Below are 17,294 nucleotides of genomic sequence, written 5' to 3' on the forward strand. Positions count from 1 at the left end.
CCACACCCCCGGCCGGGATAGCGTGGTGGGCGCACATGACGGGAAGCGGCGGCGAGGAGCGGGACACATGCGGGGTGGGACGGCATCGTGAGGCTCCTGCACACCTCGGACTGGCATCTCGGCCGGTCCTTCCACCGCGTCGGGCTCCTCGAAGCCCAGGCCGCGTTCCTCGACCACCTCGTGGCGACCGTCCACGCGCACCGTGTGGACGCCGTCCTCGTCGCCGGGGACGTCTACGACCGGGCCGTGCCGCCGCTGCCCGCCGTCGATCTCTTCGACACGGCCCTCCACCGCCTCGCCGAGGCCGGTGTGCCGACCGTCATGATCTCCGGCAACCACGACTCGGCCCGCCGCCTCGGCGTCGGCGCCGGGCTCATCGAGCGGGCGGGCATCCACCTCCGTACCGACCCGGCCGGCATCGGAACCCCCGTCGTCCTCACCGACGACCACGGCGACGTCGCCCTCTACGGCCTGCCGTACCTCGAACCCGCCCTCGTGCGCGAACAGCTCGGCGCGGCGAAGTGCGGGCACGAGGCCGTGCTCGCCGCCGCCATGGACCGGGTGCGCGCCGACCTCGCGGACCGCCCCGCCGGCACCCGCTCCGTCGTCCTCGCCCACGCCTTCGTGGCCGGCGGCGCCCCCAGCGACAGCGAGCGGGACATCACCGTCGGCGGCGTCGCCGCCGTCCCCGCAGGGGTCTTCGACGGCGTCGACTACGTCGCGCTGGGCCACCTCCACGGCAGCCAGACCCTCACCCCGCGGGTGCGCTACTCGGGCTCCCCGCTCGCGTACTCCTTCTCCGAGGCGGACCACCGCAAGACGATGTGGCTCGTCGACCTCGGCGCTGACGGTGCTGTCCTCGCCGCCGAGCGCCTCGACTGCCCCGTCCCGCGCCCCCTCGCCCGGATCCGGGGGCGGCTCGAAGACCTCCTCGCCGACCCCGCGCTCGCGCCCCACGAGCAGTCCTGGGTCGAGGCCACCCTCACCGACCCGGCACGGCCCGCCGAGCCCATGGCCCGGCTCACCGAGCGCTTCCCGCACACCCTGAACCTCGTCTTCGACCCCGAGCGGACCGAGGACGGCCCCGGCGCGTCCTACGCCCAGCGGCTCCGGGACCGCAGCGACCAGCAGATCGCGGAGGACTTCGTGGCCCACGTGCGCGGTGGCGAGGGGCTCGACGGCCCGGAGCGGGCGGTGCTGTACGGCGCCTTCGACGACGTACGGGTCGACTCGGCCGAGCGCGAGGTGGGCCGGTGAGACTGCACCGCCTGGAGATCACCGCGTTCGGGCCCTTCGGCACCACGCAGACGGTCGACTTCGACACGCTCTCCGCCGCCGGTCTCTTCCTCCTCCACGGCCCGACGGGCGCGGGGAAGACCTCCGTCCTCGACGCCGTCTGCTTCGCGCTGTACGGCAGCGTGCCCGGCGTCCGCCAGAGCCCCGGCACCTCCCTGCGCAGCGACCACGCCCCCGTCGGCACGTACACCGAGGTCCTCCTCGAACTGACCGTGGGGGACCGGCGCCTGGAGATCACCCGCCGGCCCGCCCAGCAGCGGCCCAAGAAGCGCGGCGCCCCCGGCTTCACCACCGAGAAGGCCCAGACCTGGCTCCGCGAGTACGACCCCGCCACCGGCGCGTGGGCCGGACTCAGCCGCTCGCACCAGGAGATCGGCGAGGAGATCACCCAGCTCGTCGGCATGAGCCGCGAGCAGTTCTGCCAGGTCGTCCTCCTCCCGCAGGGCGACTTCGCGAAGTTCCTGCGCGCCGACGCCGAGGCCCGGGGCAAGCTCCTCGGCCGCCTCTTCGACACCCGTCGCTTCGCCGCCGTCGAGGAGCGCCTCGCCGACCTCCGGCGCGCCGCCGAGCAGCAGGTACGGGACGGGGACGAGCGGCTCCTCACGCTCGCCCACCGCATGACGCAGGCCGCCGGCGGCCTCGCCGCCGCCCGTACACCCGTGGAGGGGCGCCCCGGCGATCCCGGCCTCGCCGAGTCCGTGCTGACCTGGGCCGCCGTCGCCCGCACCGAGGCCCGCGAGGCCCTCGACATCACCGGCGTACGGTTCGCCGCCGCCGAGCGCGGACAGGTCTCCGCGCGCGCGGCTCTCGACGCCGAGAGGGAGCTCGCCGACCGTCAGGCCCGGCACGCCGACGCGCTGCGGCGCCGCGAGCAGCTCACCGCCCGGACCCCCGAGCGCGACCGCGACCAGGCCGTCCTCGACCGGTCCCTCAAGGCCGAGCGCGTCGCCCCGGCGCTCGGTCTGCGCACGGACGCCGAGCGCGAGCACGCCGTCGCGCACGCGGTCCGCGAACGCTCCCGCGCGCTCCTGCCCCCCGACCTCGCCGACCAGGGGGCCGAGCACCTCTCCGCCCTCGAACACCGGCTGCGCGGGGAGCTCGGCGGCCTCGACGCGGCCCGCCGCGCCGAGCGCCGGGCCGCCGCGCTCGCCGAGGAGCGGACGGCCCTGGCGCGCGAGGCCCGGGCCGACGAGGGCGCCCTCCAGGACGCGGCGGCCTGGCTCGCCGACTGGGAGCCCCGCCGGACCGCCCTCGCCGAACGGGTCCAGGCCGCGACGGACGCGGCGACCCGCGCCGAGCACCTCGCCGGCCGTCTGGAGCCCGCTCGCCGCCGCCTCGCCGCGGCGCGCCGCCGCGACACTCTGGAGCAGGACACCGCGGCCGCCGAGGCGCGGCTCACGGAGGCCCGTGAGCTCCGGAACACCGCCCACGAGACCTGGCTCGACGTCAAGTCCCGCCGTCTTCAGGGCATTGCCGCCGAACTCGCCGCCACCCTCATCGAGGGCGACGCCTGCCAGGTCTGCGGTTCCACGGCCCACCCCGCCCCGGCACGCGCCACCGCCGACCACGTCGACCGCGCCACCGAGGACGCGGCCTACGCGGCCTACACCCGCGCCGACGAGGCCCGCACCGCCGTCGAACGCGAACGGGACCTCGCCCGGGCGGCCTGGTCGGCGGCCCGCGCGGAGGTCCTCTGCGACGAGACGGGCGCGGATCCCGTCGTCGGCGAACTCGCCCGGGAGGTCGAGGAGTTGACCCGCCTGCACGGTGAGGCGCACGCGCTCGCCGGGCAGACGCACGGCGCCCGGGAGGCGCTCGCGCGGGCCGAGCGGGAGTACGAGGAGCGGGTCGCCGCTCAGCGGGAGGCCGAGCGGCGGGCCGCCGCCCGTACCTCGCGCCGCGAGGCCCTCGAAGGTGAGCAGGCGACGCTCGACGAGGAACTCGCGCGCGGGCGCGGCGAGTTCGGCAGCGTCGCCGAGCACGCCACCCGGCTGGAGCGGAAGATCGAGGTTCTCGTCGAGGCCGCCCGGGCCGTGACCGCCGCCGAACAGGCCGCCCAGCGGCTCAAGGAGGCCGACGACCGGCTCTCCGACGCCGCCTACCGCGCGGGCTTCGCCACCCCGGCCGAGGCTCGCGATGCGCTCGTCGGCGAGGCCGAACGCCGCGACCTCCAGCGGCGCGTGGACGCCTGGCAGGCCGAGGCGGCCGCCGTCGCGGACCGGCTCGCCGAGCCCGGCACCGCCGCTGCCGCCGCACTCCCGCCCGCCGACCCGGCGTCCGCCGAAGCCGCCCACGCGGCGGCCGAACGCCGGCTCCGGCAGGCCGCCTCCGACCTGGCGGCGGCCCGCGACCGGGCGACCGGACTGACCGGCCTCTCCCGACAGGCCGGCACCGAGGTCCACCGGCTCGGTCCGCTCCGCGAGGAGTACGACCGGGTGGCCCGGCTCGCCGCCCTCACCGCGGGCACGTCCGCGGAGAACGAGCGCCGGATGCGGCTGGAGTCGTACGTCCTGGCCGCCCGCCTGGAACAGGTCGCCGCAGCCGCGACCGCCCGCCTCCAGCGCATGTCCTCCGGCCGCTACACCCTCGTCCACTCCGACGCGCGCTCCGGCGGCAAGCGGGCCGGCCTCGGGCTGCACGTGGTCGACGCCTGGACGGGCAGCGAACGCGACACCGCCACGCTCTCCGGCGGCGAGACCTTCTTCGCCTCCCTCGCCCTCGCCCTCGGCCTCGCCGACGTCGTCACGGACGAGGCGGGCGGCGTCCGGCTCGACACCCTCTTCATCGACGAGGGCTTCGGCAGCCTCGACGAGCAGACCCTCGACGAGGTCCTCGACGTCCTCGACTCGCTGCGCGAACGCGACCGCAGCGTCGGCATCGTCAGCCACGTCGGCGACCTGCGCCGTCGCGTCCCGGCCCAGCTGGAGGTCGTGAAGGCGCGGCACGGCTCCGCGGTGCGGCTGCGCACCGGCGGGGACGCGCTCAACGGCTGATGGAGCGCCGGGGCAGCGGCGAGGAGTAGACGACGCTCGTCGTCACCGAGCCGAGCGTGGCGATCTTCCCGGAGATCTCCTCCAGGTGCCGCATGGAGCGGGCGGCGACCTTGAGGACGAAGCAGTCGTCGCCCGTCACGTGGTGGGCCTCCAGGACCTGGGGCGTGGCGGCGATGAGGTCGTGGAACGGCTTGTAGTTGCCGTGCGGGTAGCGCAGCCGGACGAAGGCGAGGATGGGCAGCCCGAGCCGGTCCTGGTCGACGATCGCCGTGTATCCGGCGATCACGCCGGCGTCCTCGAGACGCCGCACCCGTTCGGTCACGGCGGACGGCGACATCGACACGGCGCGGGCCAGTTCGGCGAAGCTGGCCCGGCCCTCGGACTGCAGGGCTTCGAGGATCCGCCAGTCGGTGGCGTCCGGAGTGTATGCGCTGGTCATGCACCAGAGGTAGCAGGGGAATCCCCGGCCGATCAAGGAAACGGCCGGGGATTCTCATGCGCTGGTACGAGGTTTCCGCTTGCGCGCCTCAGAGGCGCGACAGCTCGTCGACCAGGTCGTCGAGACCCAGCGGGCCCTGCGAGAGGGCCGCCATGTGCCAGGCCTTCGCGTCGAAGGCGTCGCCGTGCGCGGCCCGCGCGTTGGCCCGGCCGAGCAGCCAGGCGCGCTCGCCCAGCTTGTAGCCGATGGCCTGGCCCGGCATCGAGAGGTAGCGGGTCATCTCGCTCTCCACGAAGGCCGGCGGGCGGCTGCTGTGCAGCTGGAAGAACTCCTGTGCGAGCTCCGGGGTCCACCGCTCGCCCGGCCGGAAGGGCGAGTCCGCCGGGATCTCCAGGCCCAGGTGCATGCCGATGTCCACGATCACCCGGCACGCGCGCATCATCTGGCCGTCGAGGTAGCCGAGCCGGCGCTCCGCGTCGGGCAGGAAGCCGAGCTCGTCCATCAGGCGCTCCGCGTACAGCGCCCAGCCCTCCATGTTGGCGCTCACCTTGCCGATGGTCGCCTGGTAGCGGGAGAGCCGGTCGGCGACGTGCACCCACTGCGCGGTCTGGAGGTGATGGCCCGGCACGCCCTCGTGGTACCAGGTCGACACCATGTCGTAGACGGGGAAGCGGGTCGTGCCGTCCACCGGGAGCCAGGTCCGGCCGGGGCGCGAGAAGTCCTCGGACGGGCCGGTGTAGTACGGCGCGGCGGCGCCGCCGGGCGGGGCGATCCGGGACTCCACCCGCCGTACGCGGTCGGCCAGTTCGAAGTGGGTGCCGTCGAGCGCCTCGATGGCCTCGTCCATCAGCTCCTGGAGCCAGACCCGTACCTCCTCCACCCCTTCGATGTGCGTGCCGTGCTCGTCGAGGTGGGCGAGGGCCTCCCAGGGGCCCGCGCCGGGCAGGATCCGGTCCGCCTCGGTCCGCATCTCGCCGAGGAGCCGGTGGTACTCGGACCAGCCGTACGCGTAGGCCTGGTCGAGGTCCAGGTCGGTGCCGTTGAAGTAGCGGGTCCAGCGCTGGTAGCGCTCGCGGCCCACCGTGTTCGGCGCGTCCGCGACGGTCGGGGCGTACACGTCCCGCATCCAGTCCCGCAGCCCCGCCACCGCCCCGGTGGCGCCCCGGGAGGCCTCCGCGAGCTCGGCCCTGAGCTCCTCGGGCAGCGTGTCGGGACAGGCCGCGGCGAACTCCTCGAACCAGCCCCGCCGTCCGCTCTCCGCGCCGGCCCACTCCGTGAGCTGGCCGACGAAGGTGGCGGTGGGGCGCGGCCCGGCGTAGAGCTTGCGCTCCAGGCCGAGCGCCAGCGCGGAGCGGTAGCCCTCCAGCGCGGCGGGGACGGCCCGCAGCCGGGTGGCGACGGCCGTCCAGTCCTCGGCGGTCTCCGTCGGCATCATGGTGAAGACGATGCGCACGCTGTGGGCGGGCGAGCGCATGTTGCTGACCGCGCAGAGACCCTCGTCGGCCTCGTGCACGGCGAGTTCGGCCGTGAGACGCTCCCGCAGCAGCCGGGCGCACCGCTGCTCGGCGTCGCTCTCGGCGCCGGGCGTGCGCTCCGCCGCGTCCAGCGCCGCGAGCGTGCGCCGGGCGAGGTCGGCCACGGCCTTCTGCCCGGCGGGCGAGAAGTCCGGCAGACGACCGGCGCTCTCCTTGACTCCCAGGTACGTACCGGTGATCGGGTCGAGGGCGATGAGTGCGTCGACGTGGGCGTCGGCGACCTGGCGGGGCAGCTGGCTGCTGGAAGTCTCTGGCATGGGGGCCATCCTGGCTTCTCCCGCCGGGTCCGTCACCCTCGTTCGGGCTCAGTCGGCTGACAAGGAAGGGCTCGCCGAGGGTGGCAGGAGCGGGCCGCATTCCCACTGCTGGAAGATCAGCCGTGTCTCGACGCGGGCCACCTCGCGACGTGACGTGAACTCGTCGAGTACGAGTCGTTGCAGGTCGGCGGGGTCCGCCACGGCCACGTGGACCAGATAGTCGTCGGGACCCGTGAGGTGGAAGAGCGCCCGGGACTCGGGAAGGGCCCGGATCCGGTCGACGAACGGACCGATCAGTTCCCGCCGATGGGGGCGGACCTGGACGAGGAGCAGGGCTTCCAGCCCACGACCGAGTTTGGCCGGATCCAGTCGTAGCTGGTGACCCAGGATCACGCCCGTGCGGCGCAGCCGGGCCACTCGGTCCAGGCAGGTCGAGGGCGCCACGCCGACCTCGGCGGCGAGTTCGCGGTAGGTGGTCCGGGCGTCGTTCTGCAGGAGGCGAAGAATGTGCAGATCGACCGCGTCCAGTACGACAGATTCGGCCATCTGTCGAACGTAGCACGGCTCATTCCCGCTACCTTCCGGTAAACGTTCACAGTGCCGCCATGGACGCCATGGACCGCGACCCCTCGGCCACCCCGAGGGCGCTCGCCACCGAAGCCGTGCACGCCGGCCGCGAGGACCTCGCCACGCTCGGTCTGCACGCCCCGCCGATCGACCTGTCGACCACCTACCCCTCGTACGACGCCCGGGCCGAGGCCGCCCGCATCGACGAGTTCGCGACCACCGGCGCGCGGCTCGACGGTCCGCCCGTCTACGCCCGGCTCGACAACCCCACCGTGGCCCGCTTCGAGGAGGCCCTCGCCCGCCTGGAGGGCACCGAGGCCGCCGTGGCCTTCGCCAGCGGCATGGCGGCGTTCACCGCCGTCCTGCTCGCCCGGGCGAGCCAGGGGCTGCGCCACGTGGTCGCGGTCCGTCCCCTGTACGGCTGCAGCGACCACCTCCTCGAGGCCGGGCTCCTCGGCACCGAGGTGACCTGGACCGACCCGGCGGGCATCGCCGACGCGATACGCCCCGACACGGGCCTCGTCATGGTCGAGTCCCCGGCGAACCCCACGCTCGCCGAGGCCGACATCCGGGCCCTCGCCCACTCCTGCGGCTCCGTGCCGCTCCTGGTCGACAACACCTTCGCCACGCCGGTCCTCCAGCGTCCCGTCGAGCAGGGCGCGCGGATCGTGCTGCACAGCGCGACCAAGTACCTGGGCGGTCACGGCGATGTCATGGGCGGCGTCGTCGCCTGCGACGAGGAGTTCGCCCGGACGCTCCGCCAGGTCCGCTTCGCGACCGGCGGGGTGCTCCACCCGCTCGCCGGCTATCTGCTGCTGCGCGGCCTCTCCACCCTTCCCGTACGGGTGAGGGCGGCGTCCTCCTCGGCCGCCGAGCTCGTCCGCCGGCTTGCCACCGACCCCAGGATCGCCCGCGTCCACTATCCGCGGATAGGCGGCGCGATGATCGCCTTCGAGGTCTACGGGGACCCGCACGACGTGATCGCCGGAGTGCGGCTGATCACGCCGGCGGTCAGCCTCGGCAGCGTCGACACCCTCATCCAGCACCCGGCCTCCATCAGCCACCGGATCGTGGCCGAGGGAGACCGCCGCTCGGCGGGCGTCAGCGACCGGCTGCTGCGCATGTCGGTCGGCCTGGAGGACGTCGAGGACCTGTGGCGGGACCTGACGCAGGCGCTCAGCGCTCCGCCCGCCGCACCTCCTCGTGAGGCAGCGGCCGCGGCGCGGAGCGCGGGCTCCGGTGCGGCGCCGTGGCCAGTCGCGCGGTGATGACGAGCGTGCCCTCCTCGATCTGGTAGTCGAGGGGGAGCCGCAGCGCCCGCATGGCGGCCACCATCCCGGTGTTGGACGCCTGGGTCACGGCGTACACGCTCTCGCAGCCGGCCTCCTCGGCCATCGCCACCAGCCGGCCGAGGAGTTCGGAGCCGATGCCGCGCCGCTGCCAGTCGTCCTCGACCATCAGGGCGACCTCGGTCTCGTCGCCGTCCCACAGGAGGTGGCCGAGGGCCACGAGCCGGCCGGAGGCCGTCTGCACGGCGAGCGTGCGCCCGAAGCGGGGGCTGAGCAGATGGTCGAGGTAGCGGTCGGCGTCCCCGACGGGGCCGTGGTAGCGCAGGCCGAGCGTGCGGGCCGAGCAGCGGTCGTGCATCGCCCGCGCGGCCCGCAGGTCGCGCTGGTCGGCGCGGCGGACCGTGATCTCGTTGCCCTCCGGCAGGGTCAGCACGTCCCGGCTGCGCGGCAGCCGCGGGCCGAGCCGGGCGTCGAGCTCGACGAGCGCGCGGGCGCGGGCGAACTCGGTCGGGGTGAAGGGCAGATAGGGCCGCTCGACGATGAGCGTGCCGCCGTGCGGATCGCGCAGCCGCATCACGGTCTCCTCCAGCACCCCTTCGACCGGGGCCTGTTCGCCGATCGGCCGGCCCGTGAGGGAGAGCGCGGGCACGGAATGGAGCGTGCAGCGGCCGAGGAGCCCGCGCAGCGCGAGCGGCAGTTCGGCCGCGTCGAGAGCGGTACGGGTGGCGAGGCCGATGACCCGGGTCGGCGTGTCGACCAGGTCGTGGGCGTCGGCCCGCTCGGTCCAGATGTCTCGGCCGCCGGCCGCCGCCGTCTCGCGGGCGAGGTCCTGGGCGGAGAGCTCGGCGGGGGCGCGCAGCAGGAACTCGTCTACCGTGCCCCGGGCGAGCGGGTGGGTCTGGAGGGTGAGGATGTCCACGCCCAGCCCGGCGAGGACCGTGCACAGGGCGGCGAGGCTGCCCGGGGTGTCCTCGACGGTGGTCCGCATGCGCCACAGCGCCGTCTCGGCGGGCGGTCGCTGGGCGTCCTCCGTGCTCTCGCCTCCGTCGTCCGCGCCTCGGCCGGCCGCTCGGTCGGCCGTCGAAGCCGTGGTGGAACGCCCGCCTGCCCCGCCCCCCGGGGCCCCGGGGGGCGGGGCATGGCTGGCATGACTGTGCCTCCGCGCCCACCAGGTGTGGAACGCGGCGGTGGCGACCAGCGCGATTGCCGAGAACACCAGGAGGTAGGCGCCGTCGGGCCCCTTGGCGATGGTCTTGGCGATCGTGTCGGCCACCACCACGGCGGTGAACAGGGCGGCGAGCTCGATCAGGTCGTGCCGCCAGTGGTGCGGGCGGCGGCTGCTCTTCGAAGACGTCACATCGGTCATGACCTCACTGTGGCCCAGCGGTGTTGCGTGATCACGAACGTTCTGTGACTGATGGGTTAAGCGCCGATCTGGTGCCTTAGGGCCCGATTCAGACCGTTTGAGTCAGGGTCTGATCGGGCCCCTGACGGGCTCCGATCGGCTCACCGGCGGAGCGCGTCCCGCAGCCGCTGCGCCTGGGCGACCAGCTGCGTGGAGCCCTTCGCCGAGGCGACGCCGTCGAGGCCCGCGAGCCCACCCCGCGCCCCGCACCGCTCCACGCAGTCGGCCGCCACCGCGAGCACCTCGCCCAGGCCCCGTACCGGCTTCGCGGCGCCCAGCGCCTCCGGGAGCGCCGTGGCGAGGACCGCCCAGACCGTCCCGTACGCCCCGGTGGCCGCCGCCGTCCGGGCAGCGTCCGCCAGCCGGTTCGGCTTCACCGAACCCTCGGCGAGCAGCCACGCCAGCTCCTCGCCCACCCGCCGCGCGTCCAGGTCACCCCGGGACGCGAGTACGAGCAGAGCGTCCACCGCCCGCAGCCGGTCGTCCGCGTCCCCGTTGCCCAGCCCGAGCGCGAGAGCGAGCGCGACGGCCCGGCCCACCCGGCCCTCGGCCTCGGCCACCCCGGTCAGTGCCTCGGTGGTCTCCCGAGTGCCGCCGCTGATGGACCGCGCGAGCGAGGGCATGAGACAGGCCGCGAGCACCTCGCGGTCGGCGGGAAGGACCGAGGCCCAGTGCTCCTCGCCGGTGATCCAGTGCGAGCACAGGCCGGGCGCCGCCTCCAAGGCGCCGCCCAGCCACCGGAAGGCGGGCGGGAACTCCTCCCGCACCACGGCGCTGTCGGCGATGTCCACGACCAGCCGGTGCACGACGTGCCACCGCAGCAGCGACCGGTCCTCCTCCCGCCCGAGGACCCGCACGTCCGCCGCGAGCGGCTTCTCCGACCGCAGCCACGCGGCGAGCCGCAGCCCGGCCGGGGTGTCCAGTGCCCAGGCCTCCTCGGCCGCCCGCCCGGCCCCCGGATCGGCCCGCAGGACCCGCAGCAGCGCCTGGGCCAGGTCGGCGGGGGAGGGCTCGACGCCCGCGTCCCGGTAGGCGCGCAGCCGCTCCACGAGCGTCGCCGGATCGATGCCGCCGGTGCTCAGCGTCGGCGCGGCCAGCAGGAAGGGCAGGGCGTCCGTGCCGACGAGGGAGGCGGCCTCCCAGAGCCGTGTGTCCCGGATGCCGGTCAGTGCCTCGTGGAGACAGGCCGTCGGCTCCCACGAGAGCCGGGAGTCGATCCACGACCGCTCCACCATCCCGAGCAGCGCCGCGAGCACGGAGTGGACACCATGGCTCGCGTATGCGAAGTGGTACGGCTCCTGCCAGCTCGTCGTGCCGAACGCCTCCCGCACCGCCCGCGTCAGCGCCTCCCGGTCCCGGTGCGCGTGGCGCACGAGCCCGTCGAGGGCCCGCTCGAAGCGCACCGGATCGTCGGAGACCCCCCTCGCCAGCAGGTCCTCCACCAGCTCCTCGACCGTCGCCGCCGGGGGCCCGACCGGCTGAGGCTCGGGTACGGGCGGCAGGATCTCCTCGTACGGAAGCCCGGCCCCGAAGTCGACGGACCCCCCGAACAGTTCCACGGCGGCCTGCCGGTGCACCGGGCTCAGCAGCCCGGCCTGATCGGCGAGATCCAGCCGTACGGACCCGTCCACGGCGGCCAGATGACGGCCCACCAGGTTCAGCCCGCGCCCCTGGAGCTCGGTGTCCTCGTTCCCGAAGACCTCCGCGACCGCCGGCAGCAGCTCGGCCGCGGCGCCCGGCTCCCGCGCCAGCACCTTGCCGACCAGCGTCAACTGCGCCCGCACCAGCTTCTTCTCGGTCCGGAAGAGGGCCGCGCCCGTCATCTCGGCCAGCGCGCCGGTCGGCAGCGTCCCGTCCGCCGCCAGTCCGGCCAGCGCCTCCTGCGCGTACCCCGCGATCGGCGACGGCCCGTCCGCCACCATCCCCACCAGGTCCGGGACCCGCTCCCGGAACTCCGCCGCCGTCGGCCCGACCAGCCGCAGCACGTCCAGCGGGAACCGCAGGTCACGGGGACGACCGCCCCGCAGCAGCCGGGAGACGGCCGCGCCCAGGACCTCCGCCCGGACCAGCACGCCCTCCCCGACGAGCGCCGCGACGGCGGTGGGCCAGTGCGCCCGGGGAGCCTCGGTGAGCGTCCAGGTCAGCTCGTCGGGGCTCTCCGTCATCGAGAGCGCGTGGACCGCGAGGACCGGCGTCTGCGGATCCTCCCGCAGCCGGTCGAGGAGCGCGGGGGCGTCGGCCGACCGCCGCCAGCGACTCCCCGCCCGGAACTCCCAGGCCCAGCCGAGGACATAGCCGTCCGTCACCGGAACCGCGCAGCCCGCCCGCTCGGCCAGCCCGCGGATCAGGCGGTAGCTGTGCTCCGCCACGGACGGCCGCGCGGCGAGCCGGCCCGCCACGTCGGCCAGCCACTCCGGAGTCCGCCCGGCGACCACCCGGAGCACCAGGTCGGCGCCCTCCGAGCGCCAGGGCAGCAGATCACGGCCGCCGAGCCAGGTCGCCGCCCCCGAGGCCCCCGCGTGACAGCCCGCCCCCGCGACGTACAGCGCGCGCCGGACGTCCGCCGCCTCCCTCGGACGCTTCGACTCCCAGCCCCGCACCTCGGCGCGCAGCGCCTTCAGCCGGGTGAGGGCGCTCCGCTGCTCCGCCGCGCCCAGCCCGTCCAGGAGCGCGGGCACGTCATCGGCGCGCCCGCCGCGCACCGCCTCCATCAACTTCCCGATGTCCACGGCCGCGTCAGCCGCTGCGGACACGTCAGCCATTGCGGTCACTTCAGCCACCTCGGTTCCCTCGCCCTTCCCCGTCCCCACGGCCCTCTCCGTCCCTCGCGTCACTGCCCGGCCCCCGATTTCCGCTCCTCCGCTCCGCGTACCGTCACGCCGTGGCCTCCTGCTCCGCCCCCTGCTCAGCTCCCTGTTCCCCGCCCGGCACCGGCTCGGCGGCCGTCGCACCGCGCCGGACCATCCGTACCGCGAGCGTGTGCTTGCACGGGCCGCGCCGCCCCTGGTGGTCCGCCCACCACTGGCACGTACAGGTCAGCGCTCCGCCCGACTCCCGTACCCGGTAGCGCCGCTCGCCCGAGGTCACCGTCGCACGCTCCCCTCCGAGCTCCACCGCGCCGTCCGCGACCAGCCGACGCGCGCTCACCAGACGGGGGTTGTGCCGCTCGGCGCGGTCGGCGTCGTACGGCAGCTCGCGGTGGAAGTAGGCCGCCTCGGCCACGTCGTACCCCACCCGGCCCGCCGTGCCCAGCCGGATCAATGCCGCCCGCACCCGGTCGGCCGTGAGTCCGGCCTGTGCCGCGAGGTCCGCCGGGTCGATCCGGGGCTCCCAGGCCAGCAGCACGGCCACCAGCTCCGCGTCCCCCGCCGCGTCCTGTGTCGCCAGCGCCTCCAGGACGCCGCCCTCGCCGGAGAAGCCCCGTGCCGGGTCCGGCGACAGCGTCAGCGTGAGCCGCATGCCCGGCAGGGTCACCTCCCAGGCGCTCCCCGTGGCCGCCGCGCCGTCCGGCACCGGCCCGTACACCCGCAGCCCCGTCGCGTGCCGCAGCACCCGCTCCAGGGCGACCAGCCGGTCGGGGCCCGGCAGGCACACCGCACCCGGACCCGGCCGCGTCGTCGGCCGCAGCGTCCGGCCCGCAGGGACGACCCACAGCGGACCGCGCCCCCGGCCCTGTCCGCGCGGCAGCGAACGCAGGAACCGTACGGCCTCCGCACCCGTCAGCTCGGCCCGCAGGTCGAACCGGGCCGAGGCGACCTGTGCCTCGGCGAAGCCCCGCAGCCACCGGTCCGGCAGCGGGACCTTCTTCTCCACGACCGCCCCGGCGAGGGTGGTCACGGTCAGCTCCTCGGGCCCGACCCGCAGATGCAGCGGATCGTCCCCGGTCATCCGCGACAGCGCCTCGCGCAGCGGGTCGTTGACGTCCACATTGGTCGTGCCGTGACCCGTCTCCGCGCCGCCGAGCCCCTCGTCGAGCACGTCCAGGCGCGCGTACACCCCGCCGCAGCCGGAGAAGGACTCGAACCGCAGCCGGTCCCCGTTCCCCGTCACCACCGGGTCCAGCGAACCCGGCCGCGACCGCTGGTGGTAGCGGGCCGCAGCCACGTCGGCGACCGCGAGCAGACCGCGGGCGGCGACCTGGGGAGCGGCCAGGAAGCCGGAGAAGAAACGGGGGCGGGCCTCGGCACCCCGGGGCGTGAGACCCCCCGCCGTCTCCAGGCCGAGCAGCCGGCCGGAGCCCGTGGACTCCAGCGCGGAAGGGCGTGCGTAGGCCAGCGCATGTACGGATCGCGTCATGAGGAAAACGGTAGGACCCCCCACTGACAATCACCCGGGGGCCCTCTCCGCATCGCCTCCGAACAGGACCTACTGTCCGACGAGCCCCGGCCGCAGCACCTTGCTGAACAGCACCGATCCGCCCTCGGCCCGGAGTCGTACCGTCAGCTCGCCGCTGTGCCCGTCGATGTCGGCCTCGCCGAAGTACTGCGGGCTCTCCATCGGCGACAGGTTCGCCCGCTCCGGCGCCCGGACGAACACCCGCTCCGGACCGAAGGTCGCGTCCAGCGCGTTCGCCGGGAACCCGCCCGCCGCCAGCGGGCCGGAGACGAACTCCCAGAAGGGCGCGAAGTCCTGGAAGGCCGCCCGCTCCGGCGCGTAGTGCTGCGCCGACGTGTAGTGCACGTCCGCCGTCAGCCACACCGTGCCGGTGATCCGGCGGTGCTTCACGAACCGCAGCAGCTCCGCGATCTGGAGTTCGCGGCCCAGCGGCGCGCCCGGGTCGCCCTGCGCGATCGCCTCGAAGTTCGCGGAGCCGTCGGGTACGACGAGCCCGAGCGGCATGTCCGCGGCGAGCACCTTCCACACCGCCGTCGACGCGGCCAGCTCCCGCTTCAGCCAGGCGAGCTGCTCCGCGCCCAGGATGCCCGTGGTGTCGTCGGCCTGCCGGCCGGGGGAGTTGGCGTTCCGGTACGACCGCATGTCGAGCACGAACACGTCGAGGAGCGGCCCGTACCGCACCACCCGGTGCATCCTGCGCTCACGACCGCCCCCGCGCGCCTGGAGGGTGGACACCGGCGTGTACTCGCCGAAGGCCCGCAGCGCGCGGGCCGCGAGGACGTCCACGTCCTTCTCCGTGTACCGAGCGTCGTCCAGGATCTGGCCCGGGTACCAGTTGTTGCGCACCTCGTGGTCGTCCCACTGCACCACCGACGGCACCTGCGCGTTGAACGCCCGGACGTTGTGGTCGAGGAGGTTGTAGCGGAAGTTGCCCCGGTACTCGGCGAGCGTCTCCGCGACCTTCGACTTCTCCGGCGTCGTGACGTTCCGCCAGATCCGCCCGTCGGGCAGCGTCACGCTCGGCTGGATGACCCCGTCGGCGTAGATCGAGTCGCCGCTGCACAGGAAGAAGTCCGGGTCGAGGCGGCGCATCTCCTCGTACGCGCGGAAGCCGCCGATGTCCGGGTTGATGCCCCAGCCCTGGCCCGCGATGTCCCCCGACCACAGGAAGCGGACCCCGTCACGGCGCCGCTCCGGGGCCGTGCGGAAGGTGCCGACGACCGGCTCGCCCTTCCGGCGCGGGTCGTCCGGGTCCGCGAGCGTCACCCGGTAGTGGATCTGCTCGCCGGCCGGCAGCCCGCGCAGCGCGGTCGTCCCGGTGAAGTCCGTGCCCGCGCCGACCAGCGGCCCGTGGTGCCGGCGCACCCGCCGGAACGACTCGCTCGCCGAGGTCTCGACGAGCATGCGCGCGGGCCGGTCCGAACGCACCCACACCAGACCGGAGGAGGCCGTGACGTCGCCCGTCTGCACCCCCCAGCCGGCCCGCGGCCGCCCGGACAGCGCGAACGCCGGGGCCGCCAGGCCCGCGCCGCCGAGCGCGAGTCCCGCCGAGGCGGCGAGCGACCCGCGCAGCAGACTGCGCCGTGCGGCAGACGGAGAAGGAGTGGGCGAGGGGTGGGACATGGAAGACCTCCGGGAGCGTGTCCGGGCGCGGGAATCGCGCCGCGGCACCCTGCCTAACGGCCGGGGGCGGCCCCCGCGCGAACCCCGCGTGAACAGATCACTCGCGACCTGTCACTCCCGCCCCACCGCCTCCGCCACCAACCGGACTCCCCGCTCGATGGCCGAGGGCGCCAGATGCGCGTAGCCGACGACCAGCCGTACGTCCCCGTCGGCGGGCCGCTCCGTGCCGTACTCCTCCAGGGGCCGCAGTGCCACGCCCGCCTCCGCCGCCCGCGTCAGGAACCGCGCGGGAGGACCGAACCGCCCCGGCACGCGCGCGATGACGTGCAGCCCGGCCGCGATCCCGCTCACCCCGGTGCCCGGCAGATGCGCGGCGAGCGCGGCGAGCAGCGCGTCCCGCCGCCCCCGGTAGGCACGCTGACAGCGCCTCAGCTGCCGGTCGTAGCCGCCGCCCGTCACGAACTCCGCGAGCGTCGCCTGATCGAGTACGGGATTGCCGAGGTCCATCGTCCGTTTCCGCTCGACGACCTCGTCGAGCAGCGCCCCCGGGACGAGCATCCAGCCCAGACGCAGCCCGGGCGCCAGCGACTTGCTCACCGATCCCGCGTACGCGACGCGCTCCGGGTCGAGCCCCTGGAGCGCACCGACGGGCGCCCGGTCGTACCGGAAGTCCCCGTCGTAGTCGTCCTCCAGGACGTACCCGTCCACCGTCCGCGCCCAGTCGAGGAGCGCGGCGCGCCGCTCCGCCGACCAGCTGATCCCGGAGGGGAACTGGTGGGAGGGAGTCACGACCACCGCGCGCACCCCGGAGTCGGCCAGCGGCCCGGGCCGCAGCCCCTCCTCGTCGAGCGGCAGCCACACCGTGTCCATGCCGGTCGCCGCGAACAGCCGCCCGTGCTCCGGGCTGCCGGGATCCTCGATGCCGACCTCGCGCAGCCCCCGGCCCCGCAGCACGAAGCCGAGCAGCGTCGACGCCTGCGCGACGCCCGAACAGACCACGAGCCGCTCCGGATCGGCCACCACACCCCGCCGCCGTGTCAGCATCCCGGCCAGCGCCTCGCGCAGCCCGGGCAGCCCGCGCGGGTCCGGATATCCGAGCGCGGGGTGCGGCAGCCGCGCCAGGACGGACCGCTGGGCCGCCGCCCACGAGGTCCTCGGGAAGAGGGACAGGTCGGGGGTGCCCGGACGGAAGTCCACCAGGACCCGGGGCATCCCGGGCGCCGGGCCGTGGGCCCCGCGCACGGCGGAGCGCGCCGCCCCGCCCACCCACGTCCCCGCGCCACGGTCGCTGCGCAGGTACCCCTCGGCGGTGAGCTGTTCGTACGCCTCGGTGACCAGGCCCCGCGAGACACCGAGGTCGGCCGCGAGCTCACGGCTCGACGGCAGCCGGGTCCCCGGCGTCAGCCGCCCCGAGCGCACCGCGTCCCGCAGGGCCTCCTGAAGGGCCCGCCCCCGCCGCCGGGCCGGGGTACCGGCCGCCGGCAGGAGCAACTCCCAGGCGGGCTGGACGTGCGGCCCCGCTTGCGGAGGACTCCCGTCCGTCTCGAATGGCACG

At 75.2% G+C, this 17,294-nt stretch carries 11 protein-coding genes; 3 read left to right on the plus strand and 8 right to left on the minus strand.

Going from position 1 to position 17,294, the window contains the following annotated elements; genetic code table 11:
* Positions 1 to 87 precede the first annotated feature (87 nt).
* On the plus strand, positions 88 to 1,257 hold the full coding sequence (locus tag DEJ46_RS33995) for an exonuclease SbcCD subunit D (protein WP_150272508.1): 1,170 nt from the start codon (positions 88 to 90) through the stop codon (positions 1,255 to 1,257).
* Complete coding sequence (locus DEJ46_RS34000) at positions 1,254 to 4,289, plus strand: AAA family ATPase (RefSeq protein ID WP_150272510.1); 3,036 nt, start codon at positions 1,254 to 1,256, stop codon at positions 4,287 to 4,289. Before DEJ46_RS33995 ends, DEJ46_RS34000 begins: the two co-directional genes overlap by 4 nt.
* Here DEJ46_RS34000 and DEJ46_RS34005 read toward each other — a convergent pair.
* The 3 genes from DEJ46_RS34005 to DEJ46_RS34015 form a co-directional block, all read right to left on the minus strand.
* The gene (locus DEJ46_RS34005; protein ID WP_150272512.1) at positions 4,279 to 4,728 is read right to left on the minus strand and encodes an Lrp/AsnC family transcriptional regulator; all 450 of its coding nucleotides are present in this window, start codon (positions 4,726 to 4,728) and stop codon (positions 4,279 to 4,281) included. The two genes, DEJ46_RS34000 and DEJ46_RS34005, sit on opposite strands and share 11 nt — an antisense overlap.
* 88 nt (positions 4,729 to 4,816) lie before the next feature.
* The gene (locus DEJ46_RS34010; RefSeq protein ID WP_190623030.1) at positions 4,817 to 6,520 is read right to left on the minus strand and encodes a DUF885 domain-containing protein; all 1,704 of its coding nucleotides are present in this window, start codon (positions 6,518 to 6,520) and stop codon (positions 4,817 to 4,819) included.
* A 48-nt stretch (positions 6,521 to 6,568) separates the two neighbouring features.
* On the minus strand, positions 6,569 to 7,066 hold the full coding sequence (locus DEJ46_RS34015) for an Lrp/AsnC family transcriptional regulator (RefSeq protein ID WP_150272515.1): 498 nt from the start codon (positions 7,064 to 7,066) through the stop codon (positions 6,569 to 6,571).
* Between the two features lie 59 nt (positions 7,067 to 7,125).
* Between DEJ46_RS34015 and DEJ46_RS34020 the strand changes: the two genes are divergently transcribed.
* Positions 7,126 to 8,355, plus strand: a complete 1,230-nt coding sequence (locus DEJ46_RS34020) for a trans-sulfuration enzyme family protein (protein ID WP_411757797.1) — start codon at positions 7,126 to 7,128, stop codon at positions 8,353 to 8,355.
* Here DEJ46_RS34020 and DEJ46_RS34025 read toward each other — a convergent pair.
* The 5 genes from DEJ46_RS34025 to DEJ46_RS34045 form a co-directional block, all read right to left on the minus strand.
* Complete coding sequence (locus tag DEJ46_RS34025) at positions 8,264 to 9,742, minus strand: GNAT family N-acetyltransferase (protein ID WP_150272517.1); 1,479 nt, start codon at positions 9,740 to 9,742, stop codon at positions 8,264 to 8,266. The genes DEJ46_RS34020 and DEJ46_RS34025 overlap by 92 nt on opposite strands.
* Before the next feature lie 140 nt (positions 9,743 to 9,882).
* On the minus strand, positions 9,883 to 12,543 hold the full coding sequence (locus DEJ46_RS40620) for a DUF6493 family protein (protein WP_411757842.1): 2,661 nt from the start codon (positions 12,541 to 12,543) through the stop codon (positions 9,883 to 9,885).
* A gap of 112 nt (positions 12,544 to 12,655) precedes the next feature.
* Positions 12,656 to 14,077 (minus strand): SWIM zinc finger domain-containing protein, encoded by a 1,422-nt coding sequence (locus tag DEJ46_RS34035; RefSeq protein WP_223835317.1) that lies wholly within the window; start codon positions 14,075 to 14,077, stop codon positions 12,656 to 12,658.
* A gap of 69 nt (positions 14,078 to 14,146) precedes the next feature.
* Complete coding sequence (locus DEJ46_RS34040) at positions 14,147 to 15,739, minus strand: alkaline phosphatase D family protein (protein ID WP_150272519.1); 1,593 nt, start codon at positions 15,737 to 15,739, stop codon at positions 14,147 to 14,149.
* A 111-nt stretch (positions 15,740 to 15,850) separates the two neighbouring features.
* The gene (locus tag DEJ46_RS34045) at positions 15,851 to 17,293 is read right to left on the minus strand and encodes a PLP-dependent aminotransferase family protein (protein ID WP_223835318.1); all 1,443 of its coding nucleotides are present in this window, start codon (positions 17,291 to 17,293) and stop codon (positions 15,851 to 15,853) included.
* Position 17,294 lies beyond the last annotated feature (1 nt).

Origin of the sequence: Streptomyces venezuelae (assembly GCF_008642375.1) — a bacterium.
Lineage (GTDB): Bacteria > Actinomycetota > Actinomycetes > Streptomycetales > Streptomycetaceae > Streptomyces > Streptomyces venezuelae_G.